General features: G+C 71.9%; 23 protein-coding genes and 1 tRNA gene. 13 read left to right on the top strand and 11 right to left on the bottom strand.

What is annotated here, in order from left to right:
• Positions 1 to 14 precede the first annotated feature (14 nt).
• The 6 genes from ACFU3E_RS12990 (at position 15) to ACFU3E_RS12965 (ending at position 7,364) form a co-directional block, all read left to right on the top strand.
• Positions 15 to 659, top strand: coding sequence for an HNH endonuclease family protein (locus ACFU3E_RS12990; RefSeq protein WP_384155795.1), 645 nt, complete (start codon positions 15 to 17; stop codon positions 657 to 659).
• 78 nt (positions 660 to 737) lie between these two features.
• Entirely contained in the window at positions 738 to 2,375 is a 1,638-nt protein-coding gene (locus ACFU3E_RS12985; RefSeq protein WP_384155792.1) for an alkaline phosphatase D family protein, read from the top strand.
• Positions 2,376 to 2,657: 282 nt separating this feature from the next.
• Positions 2,658 to 4,529: an FAD/NAD(P)-binding protein gene (locus ACFU3E_RS12980; protein WP_384156113.1), complete on the top strand. Its 1,872-nt coding sequence runs from the start codon at positions 2,658 to 2,660 to the stop codon at positions 4,527 to 4,529.
• Between the two features lie 83 nt (positions 4,530 to 4,612).
• Complete coding sequence (locus tag ACFU3E_RS12975; RefSeq protein WP_384155789.1) at positions 4,613 to 5,065, top strand: DoxX family protein; 453 nt, start codon at positions 4,613 to 4,615, stop codon at positions 5,063 to 5,065.
• 288 nt (positions 5,066 to 5,353) lie between these two features.
• Positions 5,354 to 5,950, top strand: a complete 597-nt coding sequence (locus ACFU3E_RS12970) for a DedA family protein (RefSeq protein WP_384155787.1) — start codon at positions 5,354 to 5,356, stop codon at positions 5,948 to 5,950.
• A 148-nt stretch (positions 5,951 to 6,098) separates the two neighbouring features.
• Positions 6,099 to 7,364, top strand: a complete 1,266-nt coding sequence (locus tag ACFU3E_RS12965; RefSeq protein ID WP_384155784.1) for a phosphatase PAP2 family protein — start codon at positions 6,099 to 6,101, stop codon at positions 7,362 to 7,364.
• Between the two features lie 27 nt (positions 7,365 to 7,391).
• Here ACFU3E_RS12965 and ACFU3E_RS12960 read toward each other — a convergent pair whose 3' ends face one another.
• A complete protein-coding gene (locus ACFU3E_RS12960) occupies positions 7,392 to 7,622 on the bottom strand; it encodes a DUF2277 domain-containing protein (RefSeq protein ID WP_384155781.1) in 231 nt (76 codons plus the stop codon).
• Between the two features lie 101 nt (positions 7,623 to 7,723).
• Between ACFU3E_RS12960 and ACFU3E_RS12955 the strand changes: the two genes are divergently transcribed.
• Positions 7,724 to 8,638: a ketopantoate reductase family protein gene (locus tag ACFU3E_RS12955; protein ID WP_384155778.1), complete on the top strand. Its 915-nt coding sequence runs from the start codon at positions 7,724 to 7,726 to the stop codon at positions 8,636 to 8,638.
• 88 nt (positions 8,639 to 8,726) lie between these two features.
• On the top strand, positions 8,727 to 9,080 hold the full coding sequence (locus ACFU3E_RS12950; protein WP_384155775.1) for a hypothetical protein: 354 nt from the start codon (positions 8,727 to 8,729) through the stop codon (positions 9,078 to 9,080).
• 18 nt (positions 9,081 to 9,098) lie between these two features.
• Here ACFU3E_RS12950 and ACFU3E_RS12945 read toward each other — a convergent pair whose 3' ends face one another.
• The 3 genes from ACFU3E_RS12945 to ACFU3E_RS12935 form a co-directional block, all read right to left on the bottom strand.
• On the bottom strand, positions 9,099 to 9,755 hold the full coding sequence (locus ACFU3E_RS12945) for a DUF305 domain-containing protein (RefSeq protein ID WP_384155772.1): 657 nt from the start codon (positions 9,753 to 9,755) through the stop codon (positions 9,099 to 9,101).
• A gap of 100 nt (positions 9,756 to 9,855) precedes the next feature.
• Positions 9,856 to 10,269, bottom strand: coding sequence for a DUF6153 family protein (locus ACFU3E_RS12940; protein WP_384155769.1), 414 nt, complete (start codon positions 10,267 to 10,269; stop codon positions 9,856 to 9,858).
• A 133-nt stretch (positions 10,270 to 10,402) separates the two neighbouring features.
• A tRNA-Val gene (locus ACFU3E_RS12935) sits at positions 10,403 to 10,474 on the bottom strand.
• 212 nt (positions 10,475 to 10,686) lie between these two features.
• On the opposite strand from ACFU3E_RS12935, the gene ACFU3E_RS12930 reads away from it, so the two are divergent.
• Both ACFU3E_RS12930 and ACFU3E_RS12925 read left to right on the top strand, forming a co-directional pair.
• Positions 10,687 to 11,514 (top strand): DUF4097 family beta strand repeat-containing protein, encoded by an 828-nt coding sequence (locus tag ACFU3E_RS12930; protein ID WP_384155766.1) that lies wholly within the window; start codon positions 10,687 to 10,689, stop codon positions 11,512 to 11,514.
• 75 nt (positions 11,515 to 11,589) lie between these two features.
• Positions 11,590 to 12,990: a hypothetical protein gene (locus ACFU3E_RS12925; protein WP_384155763.1), complete on the top strand. Its 1,401-nt coding sequence runs from the start codon at positions 11,590 to 11,592 to the stop codon at positions 12,988 to 12,990.
• A 19-nt stretch (positions 12,991 to 13,009) separates the two neighbouring features.
• Here ACFU3E_RS12925 and ACFU3E_RS12920 read toward each other — a convergent pair whose 3' ends face one another.
• The 3 genes from ACFU3E_RS12920 to ACFU3E_RS12910 form a co-directional block, all read right to left on the bottom strand.
• Complete coding sequence (locus ACFU3E_RS12920) at positions 13,010 to 14,167, bottom strand: amidase domain-containing protein (RefSeq protein ID WP_384155761.1); 1,158 nt, start codon at positions 14,165 to 14,167, stop codon at positions 13,010 to 13,012.
• Positions 14,168 to 14,289: 122 nt separating this feature from the next.
• The gene (locus ACFU3E_RS12915) at positions 14,290 to 15,570 is read right to left on the bottom strand and encodes a hypothetical protein (RefSeq protein WP_384155758.1); all 1,281 of its coding nucleotides are present in this window, start codon (positions 15,568 to 15,570) and stop codon (positions 14,290 to 14,292) included.
• Positions 15,571 to 15,624: 54 nt separating this feature from the next.
• The gene (locus ACFU3E_RS12910; protein ID WP_384156110.1) at positions 15,625 to 17,781 is read right to left on the bottom strand and encodes a transglycosylase domain-containing protein; all 2,157 of its coding nucleotides are present in this window, start codon (positions 17,779 to 17,781) and stop codon (positions 15,625 to 15,627) included.
• 251 nt (positions 17,782 to 18,032) lie between these two features.
• Here ACFU3E_RS12910 and ACFU3E_RS12905 point away from each other — a divergent pair, with 251 nt between their 5' ends.
• Together ACFU3E_RS12905 and ACFU3E_RS12900 are read left to right on the top strand one after the other, a co-directional pair.
• A complete protein-coding gene (locus tag ACFU3E_RS12905; protein WP_384155755.1) occupies positions 18,033 to 18,257 on the top strand; it encodes a zinc ribbon domain-containing protein in 225 nt (74 codons plus the stop codon).
• Between the two features lie 56 nt (positions 18,258 to 18,313).
• Positions 18,314 to 19,006 (top strand): DedA family protein, encoded by a 693-nt coding sequence (locus ACFU3E_RS12900; RefSeq protein WP_384155752.1) that lies wholly within the window; start codon positions 18,314 to 18,316, stop codon positions 19,004 to 19,006.
• On the opposite strand, the gene ACFU3E_RS12895 is transcribed toward ACFU3E_RS12900, so the two are convergent.
• From ACFU3E_RS12895 to ACFU3E_RS12885, 3 genes are read right to left on the bottom strand one after another with little or no spacing between them, the layout of a single operon-like run.
• On the bottom strand, positions 19,003 to 19,821 hold the full coding sequence (locus ACFU3E_RS12895; protein WP_384155750.1) for an HAD family hydrolase: 819 nt from the start codon (positions 19,819 to 19,821) through the stop codon (positions 19,003 to 19,005). The two genes, ACFU3E_RS12900 and ACFU3E_RS12895, sit on opposite strands and share 4 nt — an antisense overlap.
• Positions 19,821 to 22,355, bottom strand: a complete 2,535-nt coding sequence (locus ACFU3E_RS12890; protein ID WP_384155748.1) for a phosphoribosyltransferase — start codon at positions 22,353 to 22,355, stop codon at positions 19,821 to 19,823. The genes ACFU3E_RS12895 and ACFU3E_RS12890 overlap by 1 nt, the downstream gene beginning before the upstream one ends.
• Positions 22,356 to 22,374: 19 nt before the next feature.
• Positions 22,375 to 23,541, bottom strand: a complete 1,167-nt coding sequence (locus ACFU3E_RS12885; RefSeq protein WP_384155745.1) for an HpcH/HpaI aldolase/citrate lyase family protein — start codon at positions 23,539 to 23,541, stop codon at positions 22,375 to 22,377.
• A 227-nt stretch (positions 23,542 to 23,768) separates the two neighbouring features.
• On the opposite strand from ACFU3E_RS12885, the gene ACFU3E_RS12880 reads away from it, so the two are divergent.
• Positions 23,769 to 24,662 carry a TerD family protein gene (locus ACFU3E_RS12880; protein ID WP_384155742.1) on the top strand — a complete coding sequence of 298 codons (894 nt, stop codon included), beginning with the start codon at positions 23,769 to 23,771 and terminating at the stop codon, positions 24,660 to 24,662.
• Positions 24,663 to 24,699: 37 nt separating this feature from the next.
• Here the strand turns inward: ACFU3E_RS12880 and ACFU3E_RS12875 are convergent, their stop codons facing one another.
• Complete coding sequence (locus ACFU3E_RS12875; protein WP_384155740.1) at positions 24,700 to 25,437, bottom strand: Tellurium resistance; 738 nt, start codon at positions 25,435 to 25,437, stop codon at positions 24,700 to 24,702.
• Positions 25,438 to 25,518 lie beyond the last annotated feature (81 nt).

The raw sequence follows: 25,518 nt of genomic DNA, 5'->3' as shown, positions 1-25,518 counted from the left end.
CACAGGGAGTTCGCATGCCCAGGTTCTACGCGCGTCGACGGCTGAGCGTGGCCGCGGCGGCCACCGCGCTCATATCGTCCGTGGCCCTCTTCAACGCCCCCACGGCCTCCGCCGCCCTCCCCACCCCCGTGAGCGGCGCCACCGCCCGCTCCTACCTCGCCTCGCTCACCGTGGCGACCGAGGACCGCACCGGCTACGACCGCGACCTCTTCCCGCACTGGATCACCCAGTCCGGCACCTGCAACACCCGCGAGGTCGTCCTCGAGCGCGACGGCACGAACGTCCAGCAGAACTCCTCCTGCGCCGCCACCAGCGGCAGCTGGTACTCCCCCTACGACGGCGCCACCTGGTCCGCCGCCTCCGACGTCGACATCGACCACGTGATCCCGCTGGCCGAGGCCTGGGACTCCGGCGCCGACTCCTGGACGACGTCCCGCCGCCAGTCGTTCGCCAACGACCTGACCCGCCCGCAGCTCATCGCGGTCACCGACAACGTCAACCAGTCCAAGGGCGACCAGGACCCGGCCACCTGGATGCCCTCCCGGACGGCGTACCGCTGCACCTACGTCCGCGCCTGGGTCCAGGTGAAGTACTACTACGACCTCTCGGTCGACTCGGCCGAGAAGTCCGCACTGCAGAACTACCTCGCGAGCTGCTGACACGCGGATCTCGTGTCGGGACCTCCCCGCTGACCTCCGTCGTTCCGTACCGTACGGGGCGACGGAGAGGGGAACGACATGAGCGCACTGCGCCTCGGACCGCTGCTGAGGTACACCGACGGCTCGTCCGCCACCGTGTGGGTCGAGACGAGCCGCCCGTGCACCGCCGAGGTGCGCTGCGCCGACGGCGCCGGCGGCACGGCCCGCAGCTTCCAGATCGCGGGCCACCACTACGCGCTGGTCCCGGTGACCGGCCTCACGGCCGGAACCGCCACGACGTACGAGGTGCTCCTCGACGGCGCCCGGGTGTGGCCGCTGCCGGGCTCCCCCTTCCCGCCCTCGGCGATCCACGCGCCGGGTCCGGAGGGCGACTTCAACGTCACCTTCGGCTCCTGCCGCTGGGCCTCCCCGCCGGCGGGCGGGGACGACCCCGTGGGCCCGGACGCCCTGGACGGGCTCGCCACCCGCCTCGCGGCCGAGCCCGAGGGCGAGCGGCCGCACGTCCTGCTGCTGCTCGGCGACCAGGTGTACGCCGACGAGACCTCCGACTCCACACAGCGCTGGCTGGCGGGCCGCCGCGACCTGAAGGAGGAGCCCGGCAGCGGGGTCGCGGACTACGAGGAATACACGCACCTCTACTACGAGTCGTGGCTCGACCCGCGCATCCGCTGGCTGCTGTCCACCGTGCCCAGTTTCATGATCTTCGACGACCACGACGTCATCGACGACTGGAACACCTCCGCCTCCTGGCTCGCCGACATGCGCTCCACCGGCTGGTGGCAGGAGCGGCTGCTGAGCGGCCTGATGTCGTACTGGGTCCATCAGCACCTGGGCAACCTGTCCCTCGACGAACTGGCGGCCGACCCGGTGTACAAGGCGGTCCGCGAGGCCCCCGACGGCACCGACGTGCTGCGCGCCTTCGCCGCCCGGGCCGACGCCGACGCGACCACGGCCCGCTGGAGCTACCGGCGCGACTTCGGGCGTGTCCGCCTGGTGATGGTGGACTCCCGGGCCGGCCGGGTCCTCGCCGAGGACGAGCGCGCGATGCTCGAACCGGGCGAGGAGGCCTGGCTGCGCGAGCAGGTGCTGGACACGCCCGGGGCGTACGACCACCTCCTGATCGGCACCTCCCTGCCCTGGCTGCTGCCGCACCTGGTGCACGACGCCGAGGGGTGGAACGCGGCGATGTGCGGCGGCGAACGGGGAGCCCGCTGGGCGCGGTTGGGGGAGAAGGTGCGGCGCGCCGCCGACCTGGAGCACTGGTCGGCGTTCCCCGAGTCCTTCGCGGGGCTGGCCGGGCTGATCGCCGAGGCGGGCTCGGGGCAGGAGGCGCCGGCGACGGTGTGCGTGCTGTCCGGGGATGTGCACCACGCCTACATCGCCGAGCCCTCGTGGCCCGGCCCGGGCCCGGACGCCCGGGTGGTGCAGCTCGTCTGCTCCCCGGTCCACAACTCCGTGCCGCTGTCGATGCGGCTGGCCTTCCGGATCGGCTGGAGCGCGATGGCGCGGAGGCTCGGCCGCGGTCTCGCCCGGCACGGCCGCCTGCCGGACCCGCCGGTCGGCTGGCGCAAGACGGGCGGCCCCTGGTTCGGCAACCAGCTCATGACGCTGTCCCTGCGCGGCCGCTCGGCCCGCCTGCGTCTGGAGCACGCCAAGGCCCGTGAGGGAACGGGTCCACGTCTGACGACCCTCCTGGACTCCGAGCTCGCCCCGTAACCTTCCTGTTCCGCCCGTTTGCTGCCGCTGCGTTCCGGGATGCCCCGTGATGCTAGTGAGGCATCCCACAGCGACCGTCAATCCTTCCCCACGAGACTCGGTTACCGCTCCCGGCGACGGCATGATGAGGCGGACCGTCCGCTTCCTGCCCGGCGGACCGCCGACACGCGCCCCATACGCCCGGGAGTTCCACCCTTGTCTGCGTCGCCCGAGGAAACCGAGGAATCCGTACCGGCCGAGGGTCCCGGACCGGCCACGAGACCCGCGAGTGTCTCCGTCGCCCTGGTCGGCGCGGGACCGCGCGGCACCAGTGTCCTGGAACGCCTGTGCGCCTCCGCCCCGGAACTCCTCCCACCCGGTGCCCGGCTGACGGTGCATGTGATCGACCCGGACCCGCCGGGTCCCGGCCGCGTCTGGCGCACCGCCCAGTCGTCCGAGCTGCTGATGAACACCGTGGCCTGCCAGGTGACCCTGTTCACCGACGACAGCGTGGACTGCTCGGGCCCGATCCGCCCGGGTCCGAGCCTGCACGAGTGGGCGGGCGGCAGGCTGGGCCCGGACGAGTACCCGGCCCGGGCCGACTACGGCCGTTACCTGGAGTGGGTGTTCGCCGAGGTCGTACGGCAGGCGCCGCCGGCCGTACGGGTCGAGACGCACCGGGCGCGCGCGGTACGGCTCGACGACACCGCCGGGGACCGTCAGGCCCTCACCCTCGACGACGGCCGCACCCTGACCGGCCTGTCGGCGGTGGTCCTGGCCCAGGGGCATCTGCCGAGGACCGCCGACCCGGACCTGTTGCGACGGGCGGCCCACGCCGCGCGGCACGGCCTGCGCCACGTCCCGCCCGCGAACCCGGCCGATGTCGACCTGTCCTCCATCCCCCCGGGCGAGCCCGTCCTGCTGCGCGGCCTCGGCCTCAACTTCTTCGACCACACGGCCCTGCTGACGACCGGACGGGGCGGCCGTTTCGTACGGGACGCCGGGGGGCTGCGCTATCTCCCCTCGGGCCGTGAGCCGCGGCTCTTCGCCGGTTCGCGGCGTGGCGTCCCGTACCAGGCACGCGGCGACAACGCGAAGGGGCCGTACGGGCGGCACATCCCGCTCGTCCTCACCCCGGAGGTGATCTCCGGGTTCCGCAAGAGGGCGGACTCCGGGGAGGCACCCGATTTCCTCGCGGAGATATGGCCGTTGGTGGCGAAGGAGGTGGAGACGGTCTATTACGGCGCGCTGATCCGGCGTGGGGCGGCCTCCGCCGGGCGGGAGCGGGAGTTCGCCGAGCGCTTCCTCGCCGTCCCGCACGGCGACCCGCTGGAGGCGCCGCTGCTGGACGAGTTCGGGGTGCCGGACGCCGACCGCTGGTGCTGGGAGCGGATCTCCCGCCCCTACACCGGACGGGACTTCGCGCATCCGGGCGAGTGGCACGACTGGCTGCTGTCGTACCTGCGCGAGGACGCCGCCCAGGCCGCCCTGGGCAATGTGCACGGCCCGCTGAAGGCGGCTCTGGACGTGCTGCGCGACCTGCGCAACGAACTCCGGCTGATCGTGGACCACAGCGGCCTCGCCGGCGCCTCCCGCCGGGACCACCTGGACCGCTGGTACACCCCGCTCAACGCGTTCCTGTCCATCGGCCCGCCGCGGCGCCGCATCGAGGAACTCGCGGCCCTGATGGAGGCGGGGGTGGTGCGGGTGCTGGGGCCGCGGCTGCGGGTGACGGACGAGGACGGGGCCTGGGCCGCGCACTCCCCCGACGTGCCGGGATCGGCCGTCCGCGTGAGAACTCTCATAGAGGCCCGGCTGCCGGAACCGGACCTGCGGCACACCGCCGACGACCTCCTGGCCGGCCTGCTGCGGAGCGGGCAGTGCCGACCGCACACCGTCGACGGCTATGAGACAGGGGGATTGGACGTCACACCGCGCCCCTATCACCTGATGGATCGTCAAGGAGTTGCACACACAAGGCGGTTCGCGTTCGGTGTGCCGACAGAAGGCGTGCACTGGGTGACCGCCGCGGGAGCTCGCCCAGGAGTGGATTCGGTCACTCTTTCGGACGCGGACGCGGTGGCGAGAGCCGCCCTACGTGCGACTGGGCGCGGAATCGAGCCCCCACGGGAGCCAAAGCCGTGGCCAAATGTTGAACTTGCAAGCATCAATTAGGCGCACCTAACGTGGGCTACTCCGCGGTATCCGTCCCCGACCGGCCTCCCCAGGGCCGGCCAACCGAAGGAGAGACCCCCCACATGACCGCTCGCCTCAACGGCGCCCAGCCGTACGCGCTCGGACTGTTCCGGATCGTCACCGGCCTTCTGTTCGCCTGCCACGGCGCCGTCGCGCTCTTCGGCGTCCTCGGAGGCGTGGACGGCAAGGGCGGCACCGCCGCGACCGGCGCCTGGCCGAACTGGTACGCCGCCGTCATCGAGCTCGTCGGCGGCACCCTGGTGCTGCTGGGCCTCGGCACCCGCATCGCGGCGTTCATCTCCTCCGGCGCGATGGCGTACGCGTACTTCAAGGTCCACCAGCCCCAGGGCCTGTGGCCGATCGAGAACAGCGGCGAGGGCGCGGCCATGTACTGCTGGTCCATGTTCCTGCTGATCTTCACGGGCTCCGGCGCGTTCGGCCTGGACCGGCTGCTGGCCAAGCGCACCTCGACGCAGGAGCAGCGTTCCGCGAGCCAGACACCGGTGGCCGCCTGAGCCGCCCGGCACGTCGGACACGCAGCGGCGCCTTCCCCCCAGGGGGAGGCGCCGTTCTGTTTCTGTGGCGGCCCGCGCTCGGGGCGAGGGCGACGGCACTCGCCCATATGCCGACAACCCGGGACGGGCCACGACGAGGTGAACAGTCCACACCGAACGTATGAGCCCCCCGTGAACCGCCCGTCACACCCCGGGCGTACGCTCTATGGCTGTCATGGCCACTCCTGCCGCTCCCCCCGCGCCATCGCGGCACGGTCTGGCCCACGGGGGAAGTCACGGGGAGTCACGGTGCTGGAGCAGGTGGGGTTGCCGATCGGCAGTCCATGGATCTACGCGGTGGTGGCCCTGTCCGTCCTGCTCGACGTGTTCCTGCCGGTGCTGCCCAGCGGCATCCTGGTGATCACGGCGGCCACGGCGGCGGCAGCGAGCACGGCGACCGACGTGCCCGACATCCTCGTCCTGACCCTCTGCGCGGCCACCGCCTCCGTCCTGGGCGACCTGGTGGCCTACCGCCTCGCCTGGCGCGGCGGCGCCCGCCTGGACCGGGCGATCTCCCGCTCCCGGCGGCTGACCACCGCACAGGAACGTCTCGGCACCGCCCTCGCCCGGGGCGGCGGCGCCCTCGTCGTCCTCGCCCGTTTCGCTCCCGCCGGCCGCTCGGTGGTCTCCCTCGGCGCGGGCGCCGCCCACCGCCGCGCCCGCGACTTCCTGCCCTGGTCGGCCCTGGCCGGTCTCACCTGGGCCACGTACAGCGTCGCCCTCGGCTACTTCGGCGCCCAACTGCTGGGCGCGAGCTGGCTGGCGACGGCGGTGTCGGTGGGGGCGCTGTTCGGCGCCGGGGCAGGGGCGGCGTATCTGATGCGGCGCGAGCCGCGGACGTCGTAGACCGGCTCCGACTCACCACCACGACCACCAAGACCTGGAAGCGGCTGAGACATTGACCACCACGGCGTCGCGGAAAGCCTCCCGAATACGACGGATCACGCTTGCCGCGAGGCGGCACCCCCGGGCGGCGCTGTGGACCGCGGCCGGTGTGATCACTCTCGGATTCCTCGTCGCGCTCCAGATCGCCGCGCACCACCTCGGCATACCGGGGCCGATCACCACGCAGGCACGCGAGGTGATCTACGCCCCCAAGTCCGGCTTCCTGCTGTACGCCAGCCTGGCGCTGACGCTGGTGGTGCTCACCTGGCGGCAACGGCTCATCGCCCTCGGCTCCGCGATCGGCATCGACCTCGTCTTCCTGCTGGTGCGGTGGGCGGCCGGCGCCTATCCCGCCGAAGGCCACCCGTTCGGCAATGGCGCGCTGTGGGTGATCCTGGGCGTCGCGGCATTCGCCCTCACGCGCCGCACCGGCCCGGAACGCGTCCTGATGCTGAAGGGCGTCGGGCTCGGCCTGCTGCTGGTGACCGGCCGCAAGACCGGAGACACCTGGCTGCTGATCACGTCGAAGACGCGCCCGGTCACACTCGACCCGTACGTCGCCATGGCCGATCACGCGCTGGGAAACCCGTCGTGGCTCGCGGGCCGGCTCCTGAAGGCGAGCGGCCCGGTCGGCGAGCACGCCCTCGACTACGTCTACGCCCAGCTCGCGGTGGCCGCGGTCTGTGTGGCGCTGTACCAGCTGCGCAACGTGGCGGCCGAGCAGCGCTTCCCGCGCCACCACCTGGTGCGCACCTTCCTGCTGATAGGCCTGCTCGGGCCGGCCATCTACATGATCTACCCCGTGGTCGGGCCGGTCTTCGCCTACGGCCCCGAGGGCGGGCACTGGGCGGCGGCCGACCTGTGGCCCGACACCCTGCCGCCGGTCACCACCCCGTACGAGATGCCGTTCGACGAGATCACCCCGCGCAACTGCATGCCCAGCCTGCACACGGCATGGGCCACCACGATCTTCATCCACTCCCGCAAAGGACCACGCGGGCTGCGTCTCGCCGGCACGTTCTGGCTGACCGCCACCCTCGCCGCGACGCTGGGATTCGGCTGGCACTACGGCGTGGACCTCGTCGCCGGCGTGGTGTTCGCGTACACGGTCGAGGCAGCGCTGCGCACGTCCGACCGCGGCTGGGACCGCGCGGGAGTCCAGCTGATCGCCTACGGTACGGCCGTCTTCGCGGTGCTGCTGGCGTCCTACCGCTTCCTGCCGCTGGAGATGGCCGCCCACCCGTGGGTGTCGGGCCCCCTGCTCCTGCTGGCGATGGCCTCGGTGGTCTACGGATACCTGCGGACCACCAGGCTGTGGGAGGCGAAGGCCACACCCGCGCCGCAGCCCGAACCGCGGCCCGAACTGGCGGTCTGAGGCCCGGGGCGTTTCGTTCCGGCCGGGCTAACTCGCCTTCCGTGCCCCGGCCCCTCGGACCTCGATGCCGTCCAGCAACTCGGCCGTGGCCTGTGCGACGGCCTCCACCGCGCGGTCGAACACCTCCTGGTTGTGGGCGGCGGGGGCACGGAATCCCGATACCTTCCGCACGTACTGCAGGGCGGCGGCGCGCACGTCCGCCTCGGTGGCCTCTTCGGGCATCGCGGGCGGGCGCAGCGTCTTGATACTCCGGCACATGCCCCCAGTGTCGCCCTTCCGGCCCCCGTGCGACACCGACGCTGCCATGATCACTCCGAAGCGGCCACCATCCCGGGGCCGACCGACGAGAGGCACTCCTCGTGGCGAACGAACTCACCGTGGCCGTCCTGGGCCCCGGCGGCGTGGGCGGCCTGCTCGCCGCCCTGCTCTCCCGCACCGGCCACCGCGTGATCTGCCTGTCCGGCGAGCGGACCGCAGAGGCCCTGCGCACCGGCGGCATCCAGGTCCGCAGCGCCCGCTTCGGCGACTTCACAGCCCGCGTCGAGGCGGACACCGAGCTGCGGGAACCGGTCGACGCGTGCCTGGTCACCGTCAAGGACACCGCCCTCGACGCCGCGCCGGCGCGGGTCCCCGCCCGGGTGCTGTCCGACGGGCTTCTGGTGCCGTTCCTGAACGGCGTCGAACACCCGGCGGTCCTGCGCGCCCGCTACCGGCCCGACCGCGTGGCCCCCGCCGTGATCCGAGTCGAGTCCACCCGTGTCGCGCCGGGCGTCATCGAGCACGGCAGCCCCTTCGCGGAGATCGACCTGACCGGCACGGACGTGCCCAGGGCCCGTCTCGACGCCCTCGCCGACGCCTTCGCCGCCGCCGGTCCCGCCACCCGCGTCCTGGAGGACGAGACGGCGGCCCTGTGGGCGAAGATGTCGTTCCTGGCGCCGTTCGCCCTGCTGACCACGTGCTACGGGCTTCCCCTCGGCGACGTCCGCACCCGCCACCGCGACGAACTGACCGCCCTGGTCGAGGAGACGGCGGCGATCAGCCGTGCCTGCGGCGGCCCGGCGGACCCGGCCCAGGCCCTCGCCCGCTACGACGGCTTCCCGCCGTCGATGAAGTCCTCGATGCAGCGCGACGCCGAGGCCGGCCGGCCCCTCGAACTGGATGCCATCGGCGGCGCGCTGCTCCGCGCGGCCGAACGCCATGGGATTCCGGCTCCGGTGGCGGCCCGGGTGGTGGCCGAGCTCGCGGGCAGGTCCTCGGGCGCGGACCGGCGCTGACCCGGCGCCTCTGCGGTGGGTACACCCGTTCGCATGAACCACAGGAAGGAACTCGCCGAGCAAATTCGAACAGGCGTATCATTGGGCCGTGGCTACGACCTATGACTTTCCGAGTGACCTCCTGGCCTGCCAGGAGGAACTCCATCAGGTCCGGGCCGAGCTGTCGGCCCTGCTGAAGCGGCTTCCCTGGTCGGTGGAGCCGCTCGACGGCTTCAGTGACGACAACGGCTGGCGCAAGGTGGAACGCCCCGCTTCCCCCGGCTGGACCGCCGACGAACAGGCCGAAGTGGAGAAGCTCCGGCAGCGGGAGCACGAACTCGCGGTGTTCGTCAGCACCCACCGCTACTGGTCCGAACTCGCCGGTCCCGAGCGGGTGGCGGCCCGCTCGGGACTGAAGCACGCGCACGAGGTTCCGCCGGAGGAGACCGGCGGAACCTCGTGAAGCCGTCCGGCTGTCAGGTCAGCTCTTGCTCTCGCTCTTGCCGAGGAGCTTGTTCATCTCGCTGATCTCGGCGTTCTGGGCGGTGACGATGTCTGCCGCCATGTCCTTGGCAGGGCCGTAGCGGCCCTTGCCCTGCTCGCTCCGGGCCATCTCCACGGCCCCCTCGTGGTGCTCGACCATCAAGGTCAGGAACTGGACGTCGAAGGCCTTGCCCGTCAGCTTCCCCAGCGCGGCCATGTCCTCGTCGTCCATCATGCCGGGCATGCCGGAGTGGCCCGAGCCGGAGTGGTCCATGCCGCCGTTCGTGGACGCGGGGACGTCCTCGCCCCAGGTCCTCAGCCAGCCGGTCATGGTCCGGATCTCGGGGTCCTGCGCCTTCTCGATCCGCCCCGCGAGGTCCTTGACCTCCCCGGAGGAGGCCCGGCCCGCGACCAGCCGTGCCATCTCCAGCGCCTGCCGGTGATGCGGGATCATGCCCTGCGCGAAGGCGACGTCCTGGGGGTTGTGGGCACCGGTGGGCGACGGGGTTCCGGTCGGGCCGTGGCTGCCGGCGTCGCCGTGGCCCGCCCCGCCGGCGGCACCGTCACCGCCACAGGCGGCGAGGACGACCGCCGCGGCACCCGTCGCCGCCACCAGGGCAGCGCGACGCGCCAGGGTACGAATGCTGTTGCTCATGCGTGAACTCCTGCTTCTGCAAGGAAGGAACTGAGGATTCCGGACACGACGGAGGCATCACGCCACAGCGGTGGGTACCGGCCGGCGTGACGCGTGGTGTCTAGATCCGCAGAAGCTGGAGCTCGGCGAGAGAAGGCGGGGCGCGGGCGCCATCCGTATCCACGAGCGCATACACCCGAACGGCGGCCTCCCCCGCGGCCGCGGGGACCGGGTCGGCAGCCGGCGGAGGCAGCACCGGCCCACCGCCCACGGCACCCGACGCACAGGTCGCGTCGGCGTGCTGGGCATGCCCGTCACCGCAGTGCCCGTAGGGCATGACCTCGGTCCGGGGCACGTGGGCCGGAAGCGTGTGGGCGGGGAGGGCGTGCGCCTGCTCCCCATGGCCCTGCCGGGGGAGCCCGCCACCGGGCGCCAGCCCGTGCATCCCCAGCAACCCCACCAACAGCCCCAGCACGCACAGCACATGCCACCGCCGCACGACGGGTCGCGGAGCACGCTGCTCGGGACTGTTCACGGGCTCATCGTAGTGACAGCCCTCGAGGCGGCACCGCGCCGGGGCGGACACGCTTACGGCCGCCGCCGGGGCATCAACGGCAAAAGGCCCTCCAGGGATGTCCCTGGAGGGCCTGTGACCCGGAAATCGGCTGTGGGCGCGGACGGTTTCGAACCGCCGACATCCTGCTTGTAAGGCAGGCGCTCTACCCCTGAGCTACGCACCCGGCTCCCGGGCCGGGCGCCCAGGACGAGTCGACAGCCTACATTGCCCGGGGCACGGTCCCGCAAACCCGTATCGCGGGACCGTGAGGGGCCCCGTACCTGGGGCTAACCCCACCCTTGATCCGGGAGTGGCCCGGATCCCCCGGCGGGCCCCGGATCCATACGGTCGTAGAGCGCACCGGAGCGCCCGTCGTCCGTCCAGGGGGAGATCGTCATGACCACACGCACCGATACCGTCCGCGCCGTCGCCCTCGCCGGTGCCGTCGTGGTGCTCGCCGCCGGGCTCAGCGCCTGCGGGGCGTCCGCCGGGGACGACGCGGACCCCGACCACCGGTCCTTCGGCCTCCAGGACCGCACCCTCACCGTCGACTCCGACGACTCGGCCCTGGAGATCGTCGCCTCCGACGCGAACCCGGAGGGCAAGATCGAGGTCACCCGGTGGTTCCAGGGCTCGGTCGTCGTCGGCAAGGAGCCCAGGGCCACCTGGGACATGCGGGACGACCGTCTGGTGCTGCGCCTGAGGTGCTCCGGCATCGTCGTCGACTGCTCGGCCAAGCACCGCATCGAGGTGCCGCGCGGCATCACCGTGAAGGTGCAGGTCGGCGACGGCAGCGTCCGCGCCCGGGGCTTCCGGGACCCCCTGAGCATCCGCACCGGCGACGGATCCGTCCGCGTCAGCGACACCACCGGCGCCGTGGAGGTGCGCACCGGCGACGGGGCCATTCGCGTCACCGGCACCAGCGGTCCCCTGCGGATGCGCACCGGCGACGGTTCCATCCGCGCGAACGTCTCCTCCCGCGACGTCCGCACCCGCACCGGCGACGGCTCGGTCCGCCTCGAACTCGGCGCCGTGCCGGATCGCGTCGAGTCCCGCAGTGGCGACGGCTCCGTGACCATCGCACTGCCCCGGGCCACGTACCGCGTGACCACCGAGACCGGTGACGGCGGCGCCGATGTGTCCGTGCCCCGCAGCGAGAGCAGCTCCCATGTGGTGTCCGCTCACACCGGTGACGGCAAAGTGACGGTCCGAACAGTGAACTGACCGGCCCGTGTGTTCGTCCTTAACCGGTGGGAGAATGACACCGGGCAAGGGTGGACCACAGCACGGGAGAGGGATGTGACGGCGACACCAGGACAGCCGGACTCGCCGTCGGTGCCGCGCGCACATCGTCCGCGCCGCCGCACCCCCCGCGCCCCCGGCCCGCTCCGCGACACGCTCGCCCTGATCGGGCTCCCGCTCCTGGCCGCGCTGGCCCTGCCCGCCGCCTTCGCGGGCGGGGGCACCCGGCGCTGGTTCGGCGGCCGGGCCGAGAACCAGCGGGCCGAGGCCCAGGCCGCGAAGGACGCCGCCGCCGCGGCCTTCTACGAGCTGGACACCGCCCAGCGCGACCTGCGCATCTCGATCGAGACGATCACCGCCGTCGACGACTCCCCCGCCGCCCGGCGTGCCGTCTCCGACTTCGACGCCCTCGGCCGACGGATCGACGAGGCCAGCCACCGGTACATCAGCGCCGTCGACGCCCACGACCTCGACCGCGACGACCTGGAGGCCTCCGCCGCGTCCCGCGCCCGCGGCGAGCTGACCGCCGCCAAGGAGGAGCTCGGCCGGGTCAAGCAGGAACTCGACCGGTTCACCGACGGCCTCGGCCCTCTCCTCGGCAAGGCGGAGACCCAGCTGGCCCGTCTCGCCCCCGCGGTCGAGCGCGCCCGCCAGGCCCTGCTCGCCGCCTCCAACGCGCTGGACGCCGTACGGACGTCGGGCCTGAAGGCGGACGACCTCGCCGCCCGGCTCGCCGCCCTCTCCCCCGAGCTCACCAAGCTGAACCAGGGCGCCGGCCAGCACGGCGTGCCGCACACCCTGGAGCGGGCCGAGCGCGTCACCCGCGAGGCCGAGGCGGTCCGGGTGGAGGCCGAGCGGCTGCCGGACCGCGCCGCCGAGATCGACCACCGGCTCGTCTCCCTGCGCACCCGCGCCCAGGCCCTCACCACCCGCTCCGAGCAGGTCGAACCGACCCTGAGCGAACTCCGCCGCCGCTTCACCGCCGCCTGCTGGCAGGACCTGCAGCACGTCCCCGACGCCGCCGCCGAGAACGTCCGCCAGGCCGAGACCAGACTGGCCGAGGCCCGCACCGCCCGCGGCGAACAGCGCTGGGCCGACGCGACCGCCCTGCTGTCGACCGTGCGGGCCCTGCTGAACAACACCGACGAGGCCGTCTCGGCCGCCGGCGACCGCCTGCACCGCCTGAACGCCGTGCAGAAGGACCCCCAGCAGGAGATCGACCGCACCCGCTTCGCCATCCGCGACGCCCAGCGCCTCGCCATGGCCGGCCGCAACACCCCCGACCCGCGCCACGCCCGCCCTCTGGACGACGCCGTGTCCCGCCTGGACCGCGCCATCGCCGGCCTCGACGGCCGCCACCCCGACTACTGGCACTTCCTCATGGAGACGGAAGCGGTCCGCCGGTCAGTGGCCCACGTGGTCTCCGGGATCCGCGAGGATCGAGGGGCCGGACACTGAGCCCGGCCCCCGTCCGGTCTCAGGTGCGGTAGGCGTAGTAGTACGCGTTCGGATACGACGCGACGAGGCTCGCCACCGACCTGCGGAAGGTGTCGTTGGAGTGGTAGGTCACGTACGGCACACCGCGGCTCTTGTACGTGACGATCATCGTGTGGTCCTTGGACCCGTCCCGGTCGAAGTCCAGCTGGAGGACGTCACCGACCTCCATCTGGAAGACGTTGGCGAGCGGCGTGGTCCGCTTGGAGTTCTGGGCGAACCAGGACCACTCGTTGACGCCGATGAACGAGTGCGACTGGATGTCGGCGTTGCCGAACCACCTGGTGTAGTCGTACACGTAGCCGGGGACGTGCTTCCAGCCGCCCGCCTTCAGGGCCTGGCTGACGAAGTTGGTGCAGTCGCCGCCCGCGCCGCGGCCGCCGAAGTCCGGGTAGTCCGTGTTGTAGACGTTCCAGTGCTTCTCGGCGTAGGCCGCCATGGCCTTGTAGTCGTACGTCGTGCCGGTCTTCGGGGCGGCGACCGGGTTCCGGGTGATCGCCGCGCGCGGGGCGTTCGGCGTGGTGTTGTCGGCGGCGGTGGCCACCTTGACGGGGGCCGGCTTGGAGAGCGTGTTCACCGCGAGACCGCCCTGGTCGGTCTCGCGGATGCCGGTCAGCCGCCAGTCGCCGTGCCGGTCGGCCTTGAAGGTCAGCTCGTGCCGGGCCTGGAATCCGGTGGTCTTCGGCGCGTCGCCACGGGCCCGGGCGTAGGTCAGGGTGGTGGTCTCGGTGACGTCCGCCTTGGCCGTGCGGCCCGTCACCCGCGTGGCGTTCAGGGTGACGGTGGTGCTGGCACCGCGGTAGGTCTCGCCGGCCTTCGCCAGGCTTTCCCTGCGCTGCCCCAGCGCGGACAGGGTGGCGTCCTCGGTGCGGGCCGTGCCGGAGGACAGCGTGACGTCGCCGGAGAAGCCGTCGGTCAGGGGCTTGTCCTCGTCGGCTCGCCCGCCGTCGACCAGGGCGTTGGTGCGGTCGGTGAAGACCGCGTCCGCCAGCCGCTGGAAGGTGGCCCGGGTCCGCGCGTCCACCGTCGGATCGTCGCTGACCGCCGCGCCCGCGCTCCAGTTGGGCAGCAGGGCGACTCCCGCGACGACCGAGGTCGCCGCGGCCCCGAGTATCGTGACGCGGCGCCGCGTCCCGCTCAATTTCCTTGATTTCACTGGTGTTTCCCCTCTAGCCCCGGCGAAAGGGTTGCCGGGGTAGGAGATTTTTGCATGGAATGTGTGCTTACTGTGAAGGGGGTTGCGCCTGTTACTTCTGGATCTGGTCACTTCACGACCGTCGACCAGTCGGGGGACTGCGCCGGGTCCAGGCCGCGCAGCCGCTGCAGGGTCCCGGGCTCCTGCACGTCGAGCCAGTCGGCCAGTTCCCTGAAGGACACGCACTTGACGTCCTTCTTCGTGCACATGCCCTTGATGACCCGGTCGACGGCCCGCATGTAGATGCCGCCGTTCCAGTCCTCGAAGTGGTTGCCGATGAACAGCGGGGCCCGGCTGCCGTAGTACACGCGGTTGAAGCCGGACATGTAGGAGGCGACGGTCTGTTCTTCCCACTCGGGGTAGTTCGCCGGGTCGCCCTCGGTCTCACCCTCGGACTGGTTGTAGAGGAAATTGAAGTCCATCGACAGGCCCTGGTACTTGCCACCCTCGTAAGGGAGCATCTGCAGCGGGAAGTCCCATATGCCGTTCTTCTTGCGGGGCCATATCTGGAAGTCACCCGCGGAGCTGGCGTCGTATCGCCACTTGTAGCTCTTGGCGGCCTTCAGCAGGTTCTCCTGGCCCTCCAGGCAGGGCGCCCGGCCGCCGGTGACCTCCTTCCTGAAGTCGAACGGCAGGGGGTCGATGTCCTGGAAGCCGGTGTTGGTCTTCCACTTCTCGGCGAAGTCGTAGAACTGGTCGATCTCGCTCTTCCACTCGGCGACGCTCCAGTCGCCGCCGCCCTTCTTGCCGCAGAAATGGCCGTTGAAGTGGGTACCGATCTCGTTCCCGTCCTGCCACGCCTCGCCGAGCTGCTCCAGCGTGGTGCGGATGTGCTCGTCGGTGGCGAAGCTGATCGCCGCCGAGCCCTTGGAGTGCTGGGGCGGGGTGTAGAGGTCCTTCTTGCTCTTGGGCAGGAGGTAGATGCCCGTGAGGAAGAAGGTCATGTGGACGTCGTACTCCTTCGCCAGCTCCCGGTAGTGCGAGAAGAGCCCGTCGTCGCCCTGCAGCGCACCGTCCCAGGAGAAGACGACGAACTGGGGCGGCTTCTCGCCCGGTTTGAGCGGCACCGGCTTCAACTGCCCCCGCTGCGGGCCGGTGTAGGACGTGGAGCCGTCCCCGAGGACCTTCGTCCTGCCGTCCCACCGGGGTTCCTTGTCCGGCTTCGCGGAGGGCTCCTTGCGGGCCCCGGAGGAGGCGGTCGGGGTCGTGGTGGTGTCCGAGCGGGTCAGGACCAGATAGCCCGCGACCAGGGACGCGACGACGAGAAGGGCCGCCAGGGTCAGCACCGCCGGGGGTGCGGTGCGGCGGGGGGCGCGAGGTCGGCGACGGCGGCCGGACGGCGGATTCATGCGCGGCTCATTCTGCGAGGGGGTGGGGGTACGGGGCGGTGCCGGGCGCGGGGGTCATCCGATGCCGCGGGCACCGGACCAGATGCGGTACGGGACGCTGTCGTCGAGGGAGCCCGCGATCCCCTTCAACGGCAGGGGTTCGAGGCTCTTGGCGAGGTCGATGCGGTAGGCCACCACGGCCGTCGACACGGAGTCGGCCGTGCCGACGTACCAGGCGGCGGTGTCGTTCTGCGTGGTGCCGCGCTTCCCGGCCACCGTGGCTGCCGGGTCCGCCCCCGGGTGGGCGGTGCGGAAGGCGTCCGTGAGGGCGGACTGGACCGCCGCGGCCACGTCCGCCTTCACCGCACGGCGGGACGCGGGTTTCGTCAGCGTGACCTCGGTGCCGTTGCGGGTGATCCGGGCCACCGAGTACGGCTCGACATGCTTGCCGGCGGCGGCGAACGTGGCGTATCCGCTGGCCATGCGGATCGCGCTGGGCGTGGCACTGCCCAGCGACATCGCGGGCACCTGCGGTCCGAAGCTGGAGGAGAGCAGGCCCGCCCGCTGGGCGGTGTCCCGCACCGTGTCCAGGCCGGTGTCCATGCCGAGCTGCATGAACGGCGTGTTCGCCGACAGGGCGAGCGCCCGGCTCAGGCTGATCCGGCCGTAGGACTTCTTGCCGTCGTTGTGGGAGGTGACCTGCTTGCCGCCGCGGTCCCAGTAGGGGCCCTCGGGGGTCCTGACGGCGATGCCGTCGTCCCCGTCGTACAGCGTCTGCGGGGTGACCTCGGTCGCGGCGCCCTCCCGGGTCTTGTGCACGCCGTTCTCCAAGGCGGCGGCGTAGACGAAGGGAAGGAACGCCGAACCGGCGGGCACGGTGGTCGCGTTGGACTCGTTGTAGCCCTGTGTACGGTGGTCGGGGCCGCCGTGCATGGCGAGGATCCGACCGTCGGTGGCCACCGAGGCGGCGCCGAAGTGCAGGGACTTCGCCTTGGCCGGGTCCTCTTTCCGCGCCTGCTTGCGGGCCTTGGACACGGCGTCGGTGAGCGCGCTCTCCTGCTTGCGGTCGAAGGTCGTGTAGATCTGGTAGCCGCCGAAGTCGAACTCCTTGTCCGAGATGTGCGCCGCCTTCTTGGCGTACCGGGCGGCCAGTTCCAGGAGGTAGTCGCTCTGCTTGCCGGTGTCGAACCCGGGCGCCCGCTCCAGCGGCTCGGGGAACTCCTTGTACCGGGCCCGCTCGGCCTTCGACAGGGTGCCGATGTCGACCATGCGGTCGAGGATCCAGGTCCAGCGCTCCACCGCCCGGGCGTGGTTGGCCTCGCTCAGGGCCGGGTCGTAGAGTCCCGCGCCCTTGAGGAGGGAGGCGAGGAAAGCAGCCTCGCTGACGTTGAGTTCACCGACGTTCTTGCCGTAGTAGGCCTGGGCGGCGCGCTGGATGCCGTAGGTGCCGCGGCCGAACCAGCTCGTGTTGAGGTAGCCCTCGAGTATGTCGTCCTTGCTCATCCTGCTGTCGAGCTTGAGGGCGATCATGGCCTCGGTGAACTTGCGGCCGACGGACCGGTCCTGGTTGAGGTAGACGTTCTTGACGTACTGCTGGGTGATGGTGGAGCCGCCCTGGGTGTCTCCCCGGCCGACCGTGCGCCACAGGGCGCGGGTGAGGCCGCTGAGGGATATGCCGGGGTCGCTGTAGAAGCTCGCGTTCTCCGCCGCCAGCACCGCGTCGCGGACGTCCTCGGGTATGTCCTTCAGCGGCATCGCCTGCCGCCGCACCCAGCCGGTGCGGGCCATGGGCGTCCCGTCGGACCAGAAGTAGACGTTGTCCTGCTGGGTGGCGTACGAGTTGAGGTTCTCCGGGATGTCGGTGGCGGCGTAGGCGGAGCCGAGGAGGGCGGCGGTCAGGCCGGTGAACGCCAGCACGGCACCGAGCCATTGCCGCCAGGAGGGCGCCCAGCGCCGCCAGCCGGTGCGATCGGCGTGCGGGTAAACGGGCCGGAGGCGGCGGGCGTAGGACGCGACGCGGGTGACGAGTCGCGTCAACCCCGGGGCCGCGGCGGGCAGACGGGACAAGGGGGAGGCCCGGGGGGCCCTGCGCCGGTGGCGCGACCTGCCGGAGCCGCTCCCGTCCGGGGCCGTTCCGGAGGATGTGTCCGCGTTGCCGGCCGCGGCCGGCTCGACGGTGCGCAACAGCATGGTCTCGTCCGTGTTCAGGGAAGCGGGGACCTTCAACTGCATGGTCTCGTCCGATTCCCGCCCAGCCTTGGTCACGGCTGCGTCTCCCTCCCGCTCACGGTGGTGCTCGCGCGGAAGGACATGGCTGCCGCGCTCGACGGCAGCGAGCCCTCACGTTCCCCCGCCCTTGCGGCTCCTCGCGACGTTCGAAAGTTACCAGCGGCTTTTACAGTTCCTCCACACCGGTACGGCAAGAGTGATCAAACGGACTCCCGCGGGGCGGCACTTCCGCCGGCGCGGATTAGTCTGTCCCCATGCCTCGCTACGAGTACCGCTGCCGGACCTGCGGCGACACCTTCGAACTCAGCCGTCCCATGGCCGAGTCCTCCGACCCCGCGGCCTGCCCCTCGGGTCATGAGGACACGGTGAAGCTCCTCTCCACGGTCGCGGTCGGTGGCTCGGCCTCCGCCCCGGCACCGGCGCCCCGCGCGGGCGGCGGCGGTGGGGGCGGCTGCTGCGGAGGCGGCTGCTGCGGCTGACGCGGCTGCCGGGCTTCCTCAGGAATCCTTCAGCTTCGGTTTCCTAGCGTGGCGGCATGACAGCCATCGCAGCGGACGCCGGACCGCAGTGGGTCAACGACCTGATGGACGCGCTGGGCGCCCCTGGTGCCGGGCTCGCCATCGCCCTGGAGAACCTGTTCCCGCCGCTGCCCAGCGAGGTGATCCTGCCTCTCGCCGGGTTCGCCGCGAGCAGCGGCCGGATGAGTCTGCTCGCCGCCCTGCTGTGGACGACGGCCGGCTCGGTGATCGGCGCACTCGCGTTGTACGGCGTCGGCGCGCTGCTCGGCCGTGACCGGACGGTGGCGATCGCCGCCCGGCTGCCGCTGGTGAAGGTCTCGGACATCGAGAAGACCGAAGCGTGGTTCCTGAGGCACGGCACCAAGGCGGTGTTCTTCGGCCGGATGATCCCGATCTTCCGCAGCCTGATCTCCGTACCGGCGGGCGTCGAGCGCATGCGTCTGCCGGTGTTCCTGGGGCTGACCACGCTGGGCAGCGCGATCTGGAACACGGCGTTCGTGCTCGCGGGCTACGCCCTCGGCGCGAACTGGCACCAGGTCACGGACATCGTCTCCACCTACTCCAAGGTGGTCCTCGCCGTGGCGGCCGTGGCGGTGGCGGCGTTCATCACTGTACGGCTGCTACGACGCCCCGGAGGGGGCGCGGGGAACCGCGCGACGAGCCACGACGATTTCGCGCACGCACCCTCACCGCACCCCCCGAACTCCTAGGCGAACCGGCCGGACCCGGCGGCGGCGAGAAGCTCCCGCAGGATCCGCTCCCCCGCGAGAACGCCCCGTTCGGGAAGCGCCCTGATCGCGGGGGCCGTGAAACCCGTGTCGGCCAGCTCCCCGTGGCCCGGGCGCCAGCCCTGGTCGGCCGCGAGGAGCAGGTCGGCGTCGAGCAGGGAGTCACCGGCGGCCAGGGTGAGATCGGCCCCGGTCCGCCGGGCGACCTCGCGCATCGCCGCGCTCTTGGTGAGCGGCTTGGGAACGGCGTAGATCTTGCGGCCCTGGAGGGACACGGTCCAGCCGCGGTTCTCCGCCCACACCGCGAGTTCCTTCACCCAGTCCTCGTGCAGCAGTTCACGCTCGACGACGAGGTAGGCGAAGAGGTCGTCGGCGACACGGTGCTTGCGCACCCACACCGGGTCGGCGGTCCTCAGCAGGTGCTCCTGCACCTCTGCGAGGGGCGCGCACTGGTCCGCCAGCCGTGCGGCGACCTGCGCGTGCCAGTCCGGGTCGGAGACGCCGTCCACGAGGAGGTGGCCGCCGTTCGCGCAGATCGCGTACGTGGGCTCCGGACCCGGCAGGTTGATGCGCTGGTACTGCTTGCGCGTCCGGGTCGTCGTCGGCACGAACACGGCCGCGTCGCCCAGGTCGGTGAGGAGCCGGGCCGCCGTCTCCGTCATGTACGACAGGGGCTTGCTCTCGTGCACCTCCACGCACAGCAGCCGGGGCGCCCGCGCGTCCGGCATGGTCAGCGCCAGCGCCGCGGAGGAGTAGATCAGGGTGCGGTCGAGGTCGCTCGCGACGAGTGCGGGCATCAGATCGTCACCGCCTTGCCGTCGGCGCCCGTCGCGCCCCGGGTGTACTTGGGGTGGATCAGGCCGACGCAGGTGTAGGGCAGTGCGTCGACCTCCTCGACGGGCACGCCGCGTTGTCCGGCCAGCAGGCGCACATGGTCGAGGTCGCTGCCCGCCCCGGCGCGTGCCAGGACCTTCCAGGGCACGCGGCGCAGCATGACCCGGGTGGTCTCTCCGACGCCGGGCTTGACGAGGTTCACGTCGTGGATGGCGTACTCCTCGCTGATGCGCTCGACGGCGGCCCAGCCCTCCCAGGTGGGCGAACGGTCGGTGGCGAGCAGCTCCTTGGCCTGGGCGCAGGCCGCGTCGGCGACCTCGGGGAAGCGGGCGGACACGGCGTCCAGGAAGGTCACCGAGACGTCGGTGCCGGAGAGTTCGCGGTAGAACTTCGCGCCGTGGAAGTCGTCCGGGCCGACCAGGTCCGCGCGCAGCACGGTCCGTGAGATGAGGCCGGAGACGGTGGAGTTGAGGCAGGCGGAGGGGATGAGGAAGTCCTCGCGGGTGCCGTAGGTGCGGACGCAGGAGCCGGGGTCGGCCAGGACGGCGATCTCGGGACTGAAGCCTGTGATGCCGTCGGACTTCCCGAACTCCTCCAGGGCCTGGGCGAGTTCGCGGGTGATGGCGCCCTTGCCGGTCCAGCCGTCGACGAAGACGACGTCCCGGGGGTCGTGGTGCCGGGCGAGCCAGCGCAGCGCGTTGGCGTCGATACCGCGGCCGCGGACGATCGACACGGCGTAGTGCGGCAGGTCGAGGCCGTGCCGGTGCTGGGCCCAGCGGCGCATGAGGATGCCGACGGGTGTCCCGGCGCGGGCCAGGGAGACCAGGACCGGCCGCGGGGACCGCTCCGCGAGGACCGTCTCGGTGACGACGCCGACCGCCTGGGCGATACGGGCCGCCGAGTCCTCCAGCGCGGCGTGGAACAGCTCCTGGTACTGCTCGCTCGGCTGGTACTCCACGGGCAGCGACTCCGCGTAGTGCGCGCCGCCGCTCTGGATCGCCTCCTCGCGCTCCTCGGTCGGCGCCTCCAGCGTCACGTCCGAGAAGTCCTGGAGCAGCCAGCCGACCTCCTCGGGCGCGTACGAGGAGAAGGCGGGGCCGCGGAGGGGCTCGGGCAGCATGGAGGGCCTTTCGGGGGCGTGCGACGGTATGACGGCGAGGAGGACCCGCGGCGTGTGCGCGGCGAGCCGGGCCAGCAGACCGTCGGGCGCGTGCAGCGCGGGAGTGTCTCCGGCCGAGTCGACCACCGCGACGACGGCGTCGAATCCGGCGCCGGCGACGTTGTAGGCGTACCGCTCGCCCGGGCCGTCGGCGGGGTCGTCGTGGGCGGGGAAGGCGAGGCGGGTGCGTATCGCGTAGCCGGGGTCGTCGACGGCCAGGACGGGTGAGCGGGTGGTGGTCGAGTAACGGACCTCGATGTCGGCGGCCCGCTCCAGCTCGTGGGCGAGCCGGAGGGGGGCGTACATCAGCTCTTCGAAGCCCAGTACGTGTACGCGCCGGGCGCCCTCGGGCAGCGCGTCGGCGATCCGGGCCGTCATGCCGGGCAGGGCGGCCTCCAGCCGGGCGCGGTGCTCGGGGGTGAAGCCGTGCCGCCCGCCGTCGGGGAGGCCGGCAGGCCAGTGCAGGTCCACGCGGGTGACGCGGGGGTGGATACGGCTGTCGTCCGGACGCGGGCCGGTGGGCCCCGACGGCGCCGCAGACGGCCGGTCACCCGGCGCGGCACTCTCGGCCTCGTACCGCGCCACCAGCTCCCGCCCCTTCTCCAGCACCCCCTCGGGGAGCCGTACCGTGCCGGAAGCCGCTGCCACGAGGTCCACCCGCGCGCCGATCTCGCTGGCGAACTCCGCCAGCCGGCCGGCGTCGGCCGGTGACCGCATGTCCACCAGCGCCACCACGACGTAGCGCCGCCGCGGATAGCGCTCGTGGAGGTCCCGGACGGTGTTCAGCACCGTGTTGCCCGTGGAGAACTCGTCGTCGACCAGGACCAGCGGCCCGTCGCCGGTGAGCAGCGCGGGGTCCTCCGGCAGCAGCAGATGCGAGGTCGCGTGGGAGTGCGACTCCTCGAAGCCGCCGGACGGGGCGATACCGGTGACCGGGCGGCGGGTGGAGTGCAGATAGGGCGCGAGGCCCAGCCCGTCCGCGACGGAGTGGCCGAGGCCGGTCGCGGTCTCCGCGTAGCCGAGGACGACGGCCCTGCCGGCCTCGTCGTCGCCCAGCAGGCCACGCACCCGGCGGCCGAGCTCGATGCCGTAGCCGTACACGACGGACGGCGACTGCGGCACGTGCTTGCCCAGCACGTTGGACACGAGCAGGTGGGCCCGCTTGGGATTGCGGCGCAGTGCCAGCCCCAGCAGGCCGGTCAGCCGGTCGTCGCCGGCGAGACCGACGCCGAGCCGCTCGGCGACCCAGGTGCCGGACCAGACGCCGCCGGACGCGTCGCCCACCTCGTGGTGCTCCCCCTCGTTCACTGCCTTCTCCGCCTTCTCCGCCTTCTCCATGAATCCCTTGCGTCGTGCTTCAGTCCGGCAGTCCCGCCGCCAGCAGTTCCACGAAGCCGATGTCCTGGTTCGCCACGCCGAACACCTCGGCACGCAGCAGGGTCCGCTCGGCCCAGGCCCGGTGCGGCTTCACCTCGTTCATCTTGTTCGTGTACGCCGATCTCAGCACACCCCCGCCGCCGCGCTCGGGGCGCAGGATGTCCTGGGCGTCCGAGAACTCCTCGTGGCTGACGACCGACAGGGCGTGCACCGGCAGCACGTGCGAGGGATGGATGCAGGTCTTGCCCAGCAGGCCGTTGGCGTGGTCCAGGGAGATCTCCCTCAGCAGGCCGTCCATGGCGTGCTCAATCAGCTTCTCGCGCAGTTCCGCGGCCTGCACCTCCAGGAAGGGGCTCTGCCGCAGCAACGGCTTGAACATGCGCTCCTGGACCCGGAAGTACTCCCACACCGGCCCGGTCACGGTGAAGCCGGTCCCGTCGGCGCGGCCCAGCATGTTCACCACGTCGGCGATCACGGAGGCGACGATCTGCACGTCGTAGGCCGTCATGTCGGAGCCTCTGCGCAGCCCGTAGGAGGAGCAGAAGTCCGTCACTCCGAGGCGGAGGGCGAGCACGCGGTCGCGGTACTTGTCGATCGCCCGGGAGATGCCCTCCAGGGTGTCCACGCGGGACTCCCGGTAGAGCAGCTCCGGGGACTCCAGCACGGGCATGGCGAAAAGGCGGCGGCCGCTTTCGGCCTCGGCGGTGGCCAGGGCCTCGAGGAAGGGGATCCCGCGTTCCTCGGTGAACTTGGGCAGGACGAATCCGGACAGCAGCCGGACCGCGGGGCCGAGGCGTCGTACCAGGTCGGGGATCTGCTCGGGGACGCGGACCCGGATGAACAGCAGCGGCGGGTCGGCGTCCGGGAGGGCGTCGAGGGCCGTGAGCTGGCGGACGAGGTTCTCCTCGCCGGGGCCGACGTCCGCGTCGTCGATCGAGTCCTCCAGGCACAGCACCATCGAGACCACACCGCGTCCGGCCTGCTTGAGGACGTCGTCGGCCAGGCGCGGCCGGGTGGCCGGGCTGTACAGCGTGGCGCCCAGGGCCGCCGAGAGCAGCCGGGCCGGGGAGTCCGCGGTGAACGCGCACGGCTCCTGGTGGAAGAGACGCTTCCGCACCTCAGGGGCGACGTGCCCGAAATGACGCATGGAACTCCCCCGTGATCGTCGTGCCACCTGCGAATCGTCGAAAGCTGGCCGGTAATAGTACGTAGAAGTCCATGGCAGAGGTTCCCGTCAGGCATGAATTTCAGGTAACGCGGGCAAGCACAGCCAGGCCCGGCCATGACGACGGTAGTCCGCGACGGCCGTCGGCGCCGCCCGTGACCGCGGCCCCCGCGTTGTCGTGAGCAGGACCGAGAAGGCAGGATGACCGCATGACGCACGCGATGCTGAAGGGGTCGAACGTCCCGCTGGAAGCCACCACGGTACGCGCCGTGCTGCGCTGGACACCCGGGCAGGGGGTTCCGGACGTCGACGCCTCCGCCCTGCTCCTCGGCCCCGACGGTCGGGTGCGCTCCGACGAGGACTTCGTCTTCTACAACCAGCCCCGGCACCCGGCCGGGAAGGTGTGGCGGCTCGGCAAGAAGCGGGTCACCGAGGGCCTGACCGACACGATCCAGACAGACCTCACCGGTGTCGAGTCGGAGGTCAGCCGGATTCTGCTGGTCGCATCGGCGGACGGCGTGACCTTCGACCGCGTACAGGCACTGCGCATCCTGCTGTACGACGCGGCGGGTAGCGGCGCTGAGGCGCTGGCGTACTTCGACGTCAAGCCGGAGACGGGCCAGGAGACCGCGCTGATCTGCGGCGAGCTGTACCGGCGCGGGGAGGGCTGGAAGTTCCGGGCACTGGGCGAGGGCTATTCGAACGGGCTGAAGGGGCTCGCGACCGACTTCGGCATCTCGGTGGACGAGTCGGAGGTGATGGAGGAGGCGACCACGACGGTCCCGGCGCCGCCCACCACGGACACGCCCGCGCAGCCGACGGCCGCCGGCCCCGCTCAGCAGCCTCCCGAGCCGTCCCTGCCGCTGCCCCCGGAGCAGCCGGCCGCGGTGCCCGGGTACGAACCGCAGCAGCCGCCGGCGACGCAGCCGGCCTACGGCTACCCGCAGCCCGCCGGCCGGCCCGCGTACGGCTATCCCCAGGCGCCGACCGCGGCGGGTGCCGCGGGGGCGCAGACCGGCTACGGCTACCCGCCGCCGGTCACCGCGGTCCCCGACCCGGACTTCCGGCTGCCCCCGCAGGGACCGCAGTTCATCGGGCGCTGAGCGGAGCGCCGGGGCGGGGCCCGCCGAGGCTCCGTGGTCAGCGGTCGATCTTGGTCTTGTAGCCCCGCCCCCACTGCAGTCCCCACCCGTACAGCCGGTCGAGCTCGGCCTGGAAGCCGTAGACGAACTTCGCCTCGCGGCGGACGACGATCTCGTTCTTCACCTTCTCGATCATGACGACGGCGCAGGAGCGGGCCTGCGGCTGGCGCTCGTCGAGGTGGATCTCGACGCGGGGGCCGTTGCTCGGGTAGAGGGTGACGATGGCGTGGGCGCGGTCGAAGGCGGGCGTCTGGTCGTAGATGTAGACGAAGACCAGCAGCCGCTTGATGCTGTCGCGGTGGTCGAGGTTGATGTACATCGTCTCGCCGGACGCGGAGCCGAACCGGTCGTCGCCGCTGAGCTTGACGTACGGCGCGGCGTTGGTGTCTCCGAAGTAGCCGCCGAGGGGCTGGACGACGCCCTTGCTGCCGTCCTGGAGTTCGTAGAGGCAGCCGAGGTCGAGGTCGACGTTGACCATGCTCTGGCTGTGGCCGACGACCTCGGGGGGCTTGAGGGCCCGGAAGGGATGACGCAGCAGACTCTCGCGCTGGGAGCCGCCGATGTCGGACGTGCGCATCCGCCAGCTCAGGTTGACGCGCAGATGGCCGGTGGCCGCGCCCTGTTTGGTGAGTGATATCTGCGCGCGCCGTTTGGTCAGCTCGATCGCGTTGGTCGACGCGTCGCCCGAGTCGAACTGTGCCTCGCGCCCGCGCCGAAGTCCGTCGAACAGGCCCATTCCGCCCCCACGTTCACTTGGAGACCGCAGGTCATCGCCGTACCCACGGCCCATGAAGACCGGCGGGGCGGCCGCCGAGGT

The sequence above is a fragment of the Streptomyces sp. NPDC057424 genome (assembly GCF_042803315.1).
Classification (GTDB): domain Bacteria; phylum Actinomycetota; class Actinomycetes; order Streptomycetales; family Streptomycetaceae; genus Streptomyces.
The sequence above is the reverse complement of the archived record's forward strand: the minus strand, read 5'-3'. Positions and strand labels throughout refer to the sequence as shown.

What these genes read in the sequence shown, in the direction of transcription:
- ACFU3E_RS12990 (WP_384155795.1), top strand. Translation starts at nt 15, where the DNA reads ATGCCCAGGTTCTACGCGCGTCGACGGCTGAGCGTGGCCGCGGCGGCC.
- ACFU3E_RS12985 (WP_384155792.1), top strand. Translation starts at nt 738, where the DNA reads ATGAGCGCACTGCGCCTCGGACCGCTGCTGAGGTACACCGACGGCTCG.
- ACFU3E_RS12975 (WP_384155789.1), top strand. Translation starts at nt 4,613, where the DNA reads ATGACCGCTCGCCTCAACGGCGCCCAGCCGTACGCGCTCGGACTGTTC.
- ACFU3E_RS12960 (WP_384155781.1), bottom strand. Translation starts at nt 7,622, where the DNA reads ATGTGCCGGAGTATCAAGACGCTGCGCCCGCCCGCGATGCCCGAAGAG.
- ACFU3E_RS12945 (WP_384155772.1), bottom strand. Translation starts at nt 9,755, where the DNA reads ATGAGCAACAGCATTCGTACCCTGGCGCGTCGCGCTGCCCTGGTGGCG.
- ACFU3E_RS12930 (WP_384155766.1), top strand. Translation starts at nt 10,687, where the DNA reads ATGACCACACGCACCGATACCGTCCGCGCCGTCGCCCTCGCCGGTGCC.
- ACFU3E_RS12915 (WP_384155758.1), bottom strand. Translation starts at nt 15,570, where the DNA reads ATGAATCCGCCGTCCGGCCGCCGTCGCCGACCTCGCGCCCCCCGCCGC.
- ACFU3E_RS12910 (WP_384156110.1), bottom strand. Translation starts at nt 17,781, where the DNA reads ATGCAGTTGAAGGTCCCCGCTTCCCTGAACACGGACGAGACCATGCTG.
- ACFU3E_RS12905 (WP_384155755.1), top strand. Translation starts at nt 18,033, where the DNA reads ATGCCTCGCTACGAGTACCGCTGCCGGACCTGCGGCGACACCTTCGAA.
- ACFU3E_RS12900 (WP_384155752.1), top strand. Translation starts at nt 18,314, where the DNA reads ATGACAGCCATCGCAGCGGACGCCGGACCGCAGTGGGTCAACGACCTG.
- ACFU3E_RS12895 (WP_384155750.1), bottom strand. Translation starts at nt 19,821, where the DNA reads ATGCCCGCACTCGTCGCGAGCGACCTCGACCGCACCCTGATCTACTCC.
- ACFU3E_RS12890 (WP_384155748.1), bottom strand. Translation starts at nt 22,355, where the DNA reads ATGGAGAAGGCGGAGAAGGCGGAGAAGGCAGTGAACGAGGGGGAGCAC.
- ACFU3E_RS12885 (WP_384155745.1), bottom strand. Translation starts at nt 23,541, where the DNA reads ATGCGTCATTTCGGGCACGTCGCCCCTGAGGTGCGGAAGCGTCTCTTC.
- ACFU3E_RS12880 (WP_384155742.1), top strand. Translation starts at nt 23,769, where the DNA reads ATGACGCACGCGATGCTGAAGGGGTCGAACGTCCCGCTGGAAGCCACC.
- ACFU3E_RS12875 (WP_384155740.1), bottom strand. Translation starts at nt 25,437, where the DNA reads ATGGGCCTGTTCGACGGACTTCGGCGCGGGCGCGAGGCACAGTTCGAC.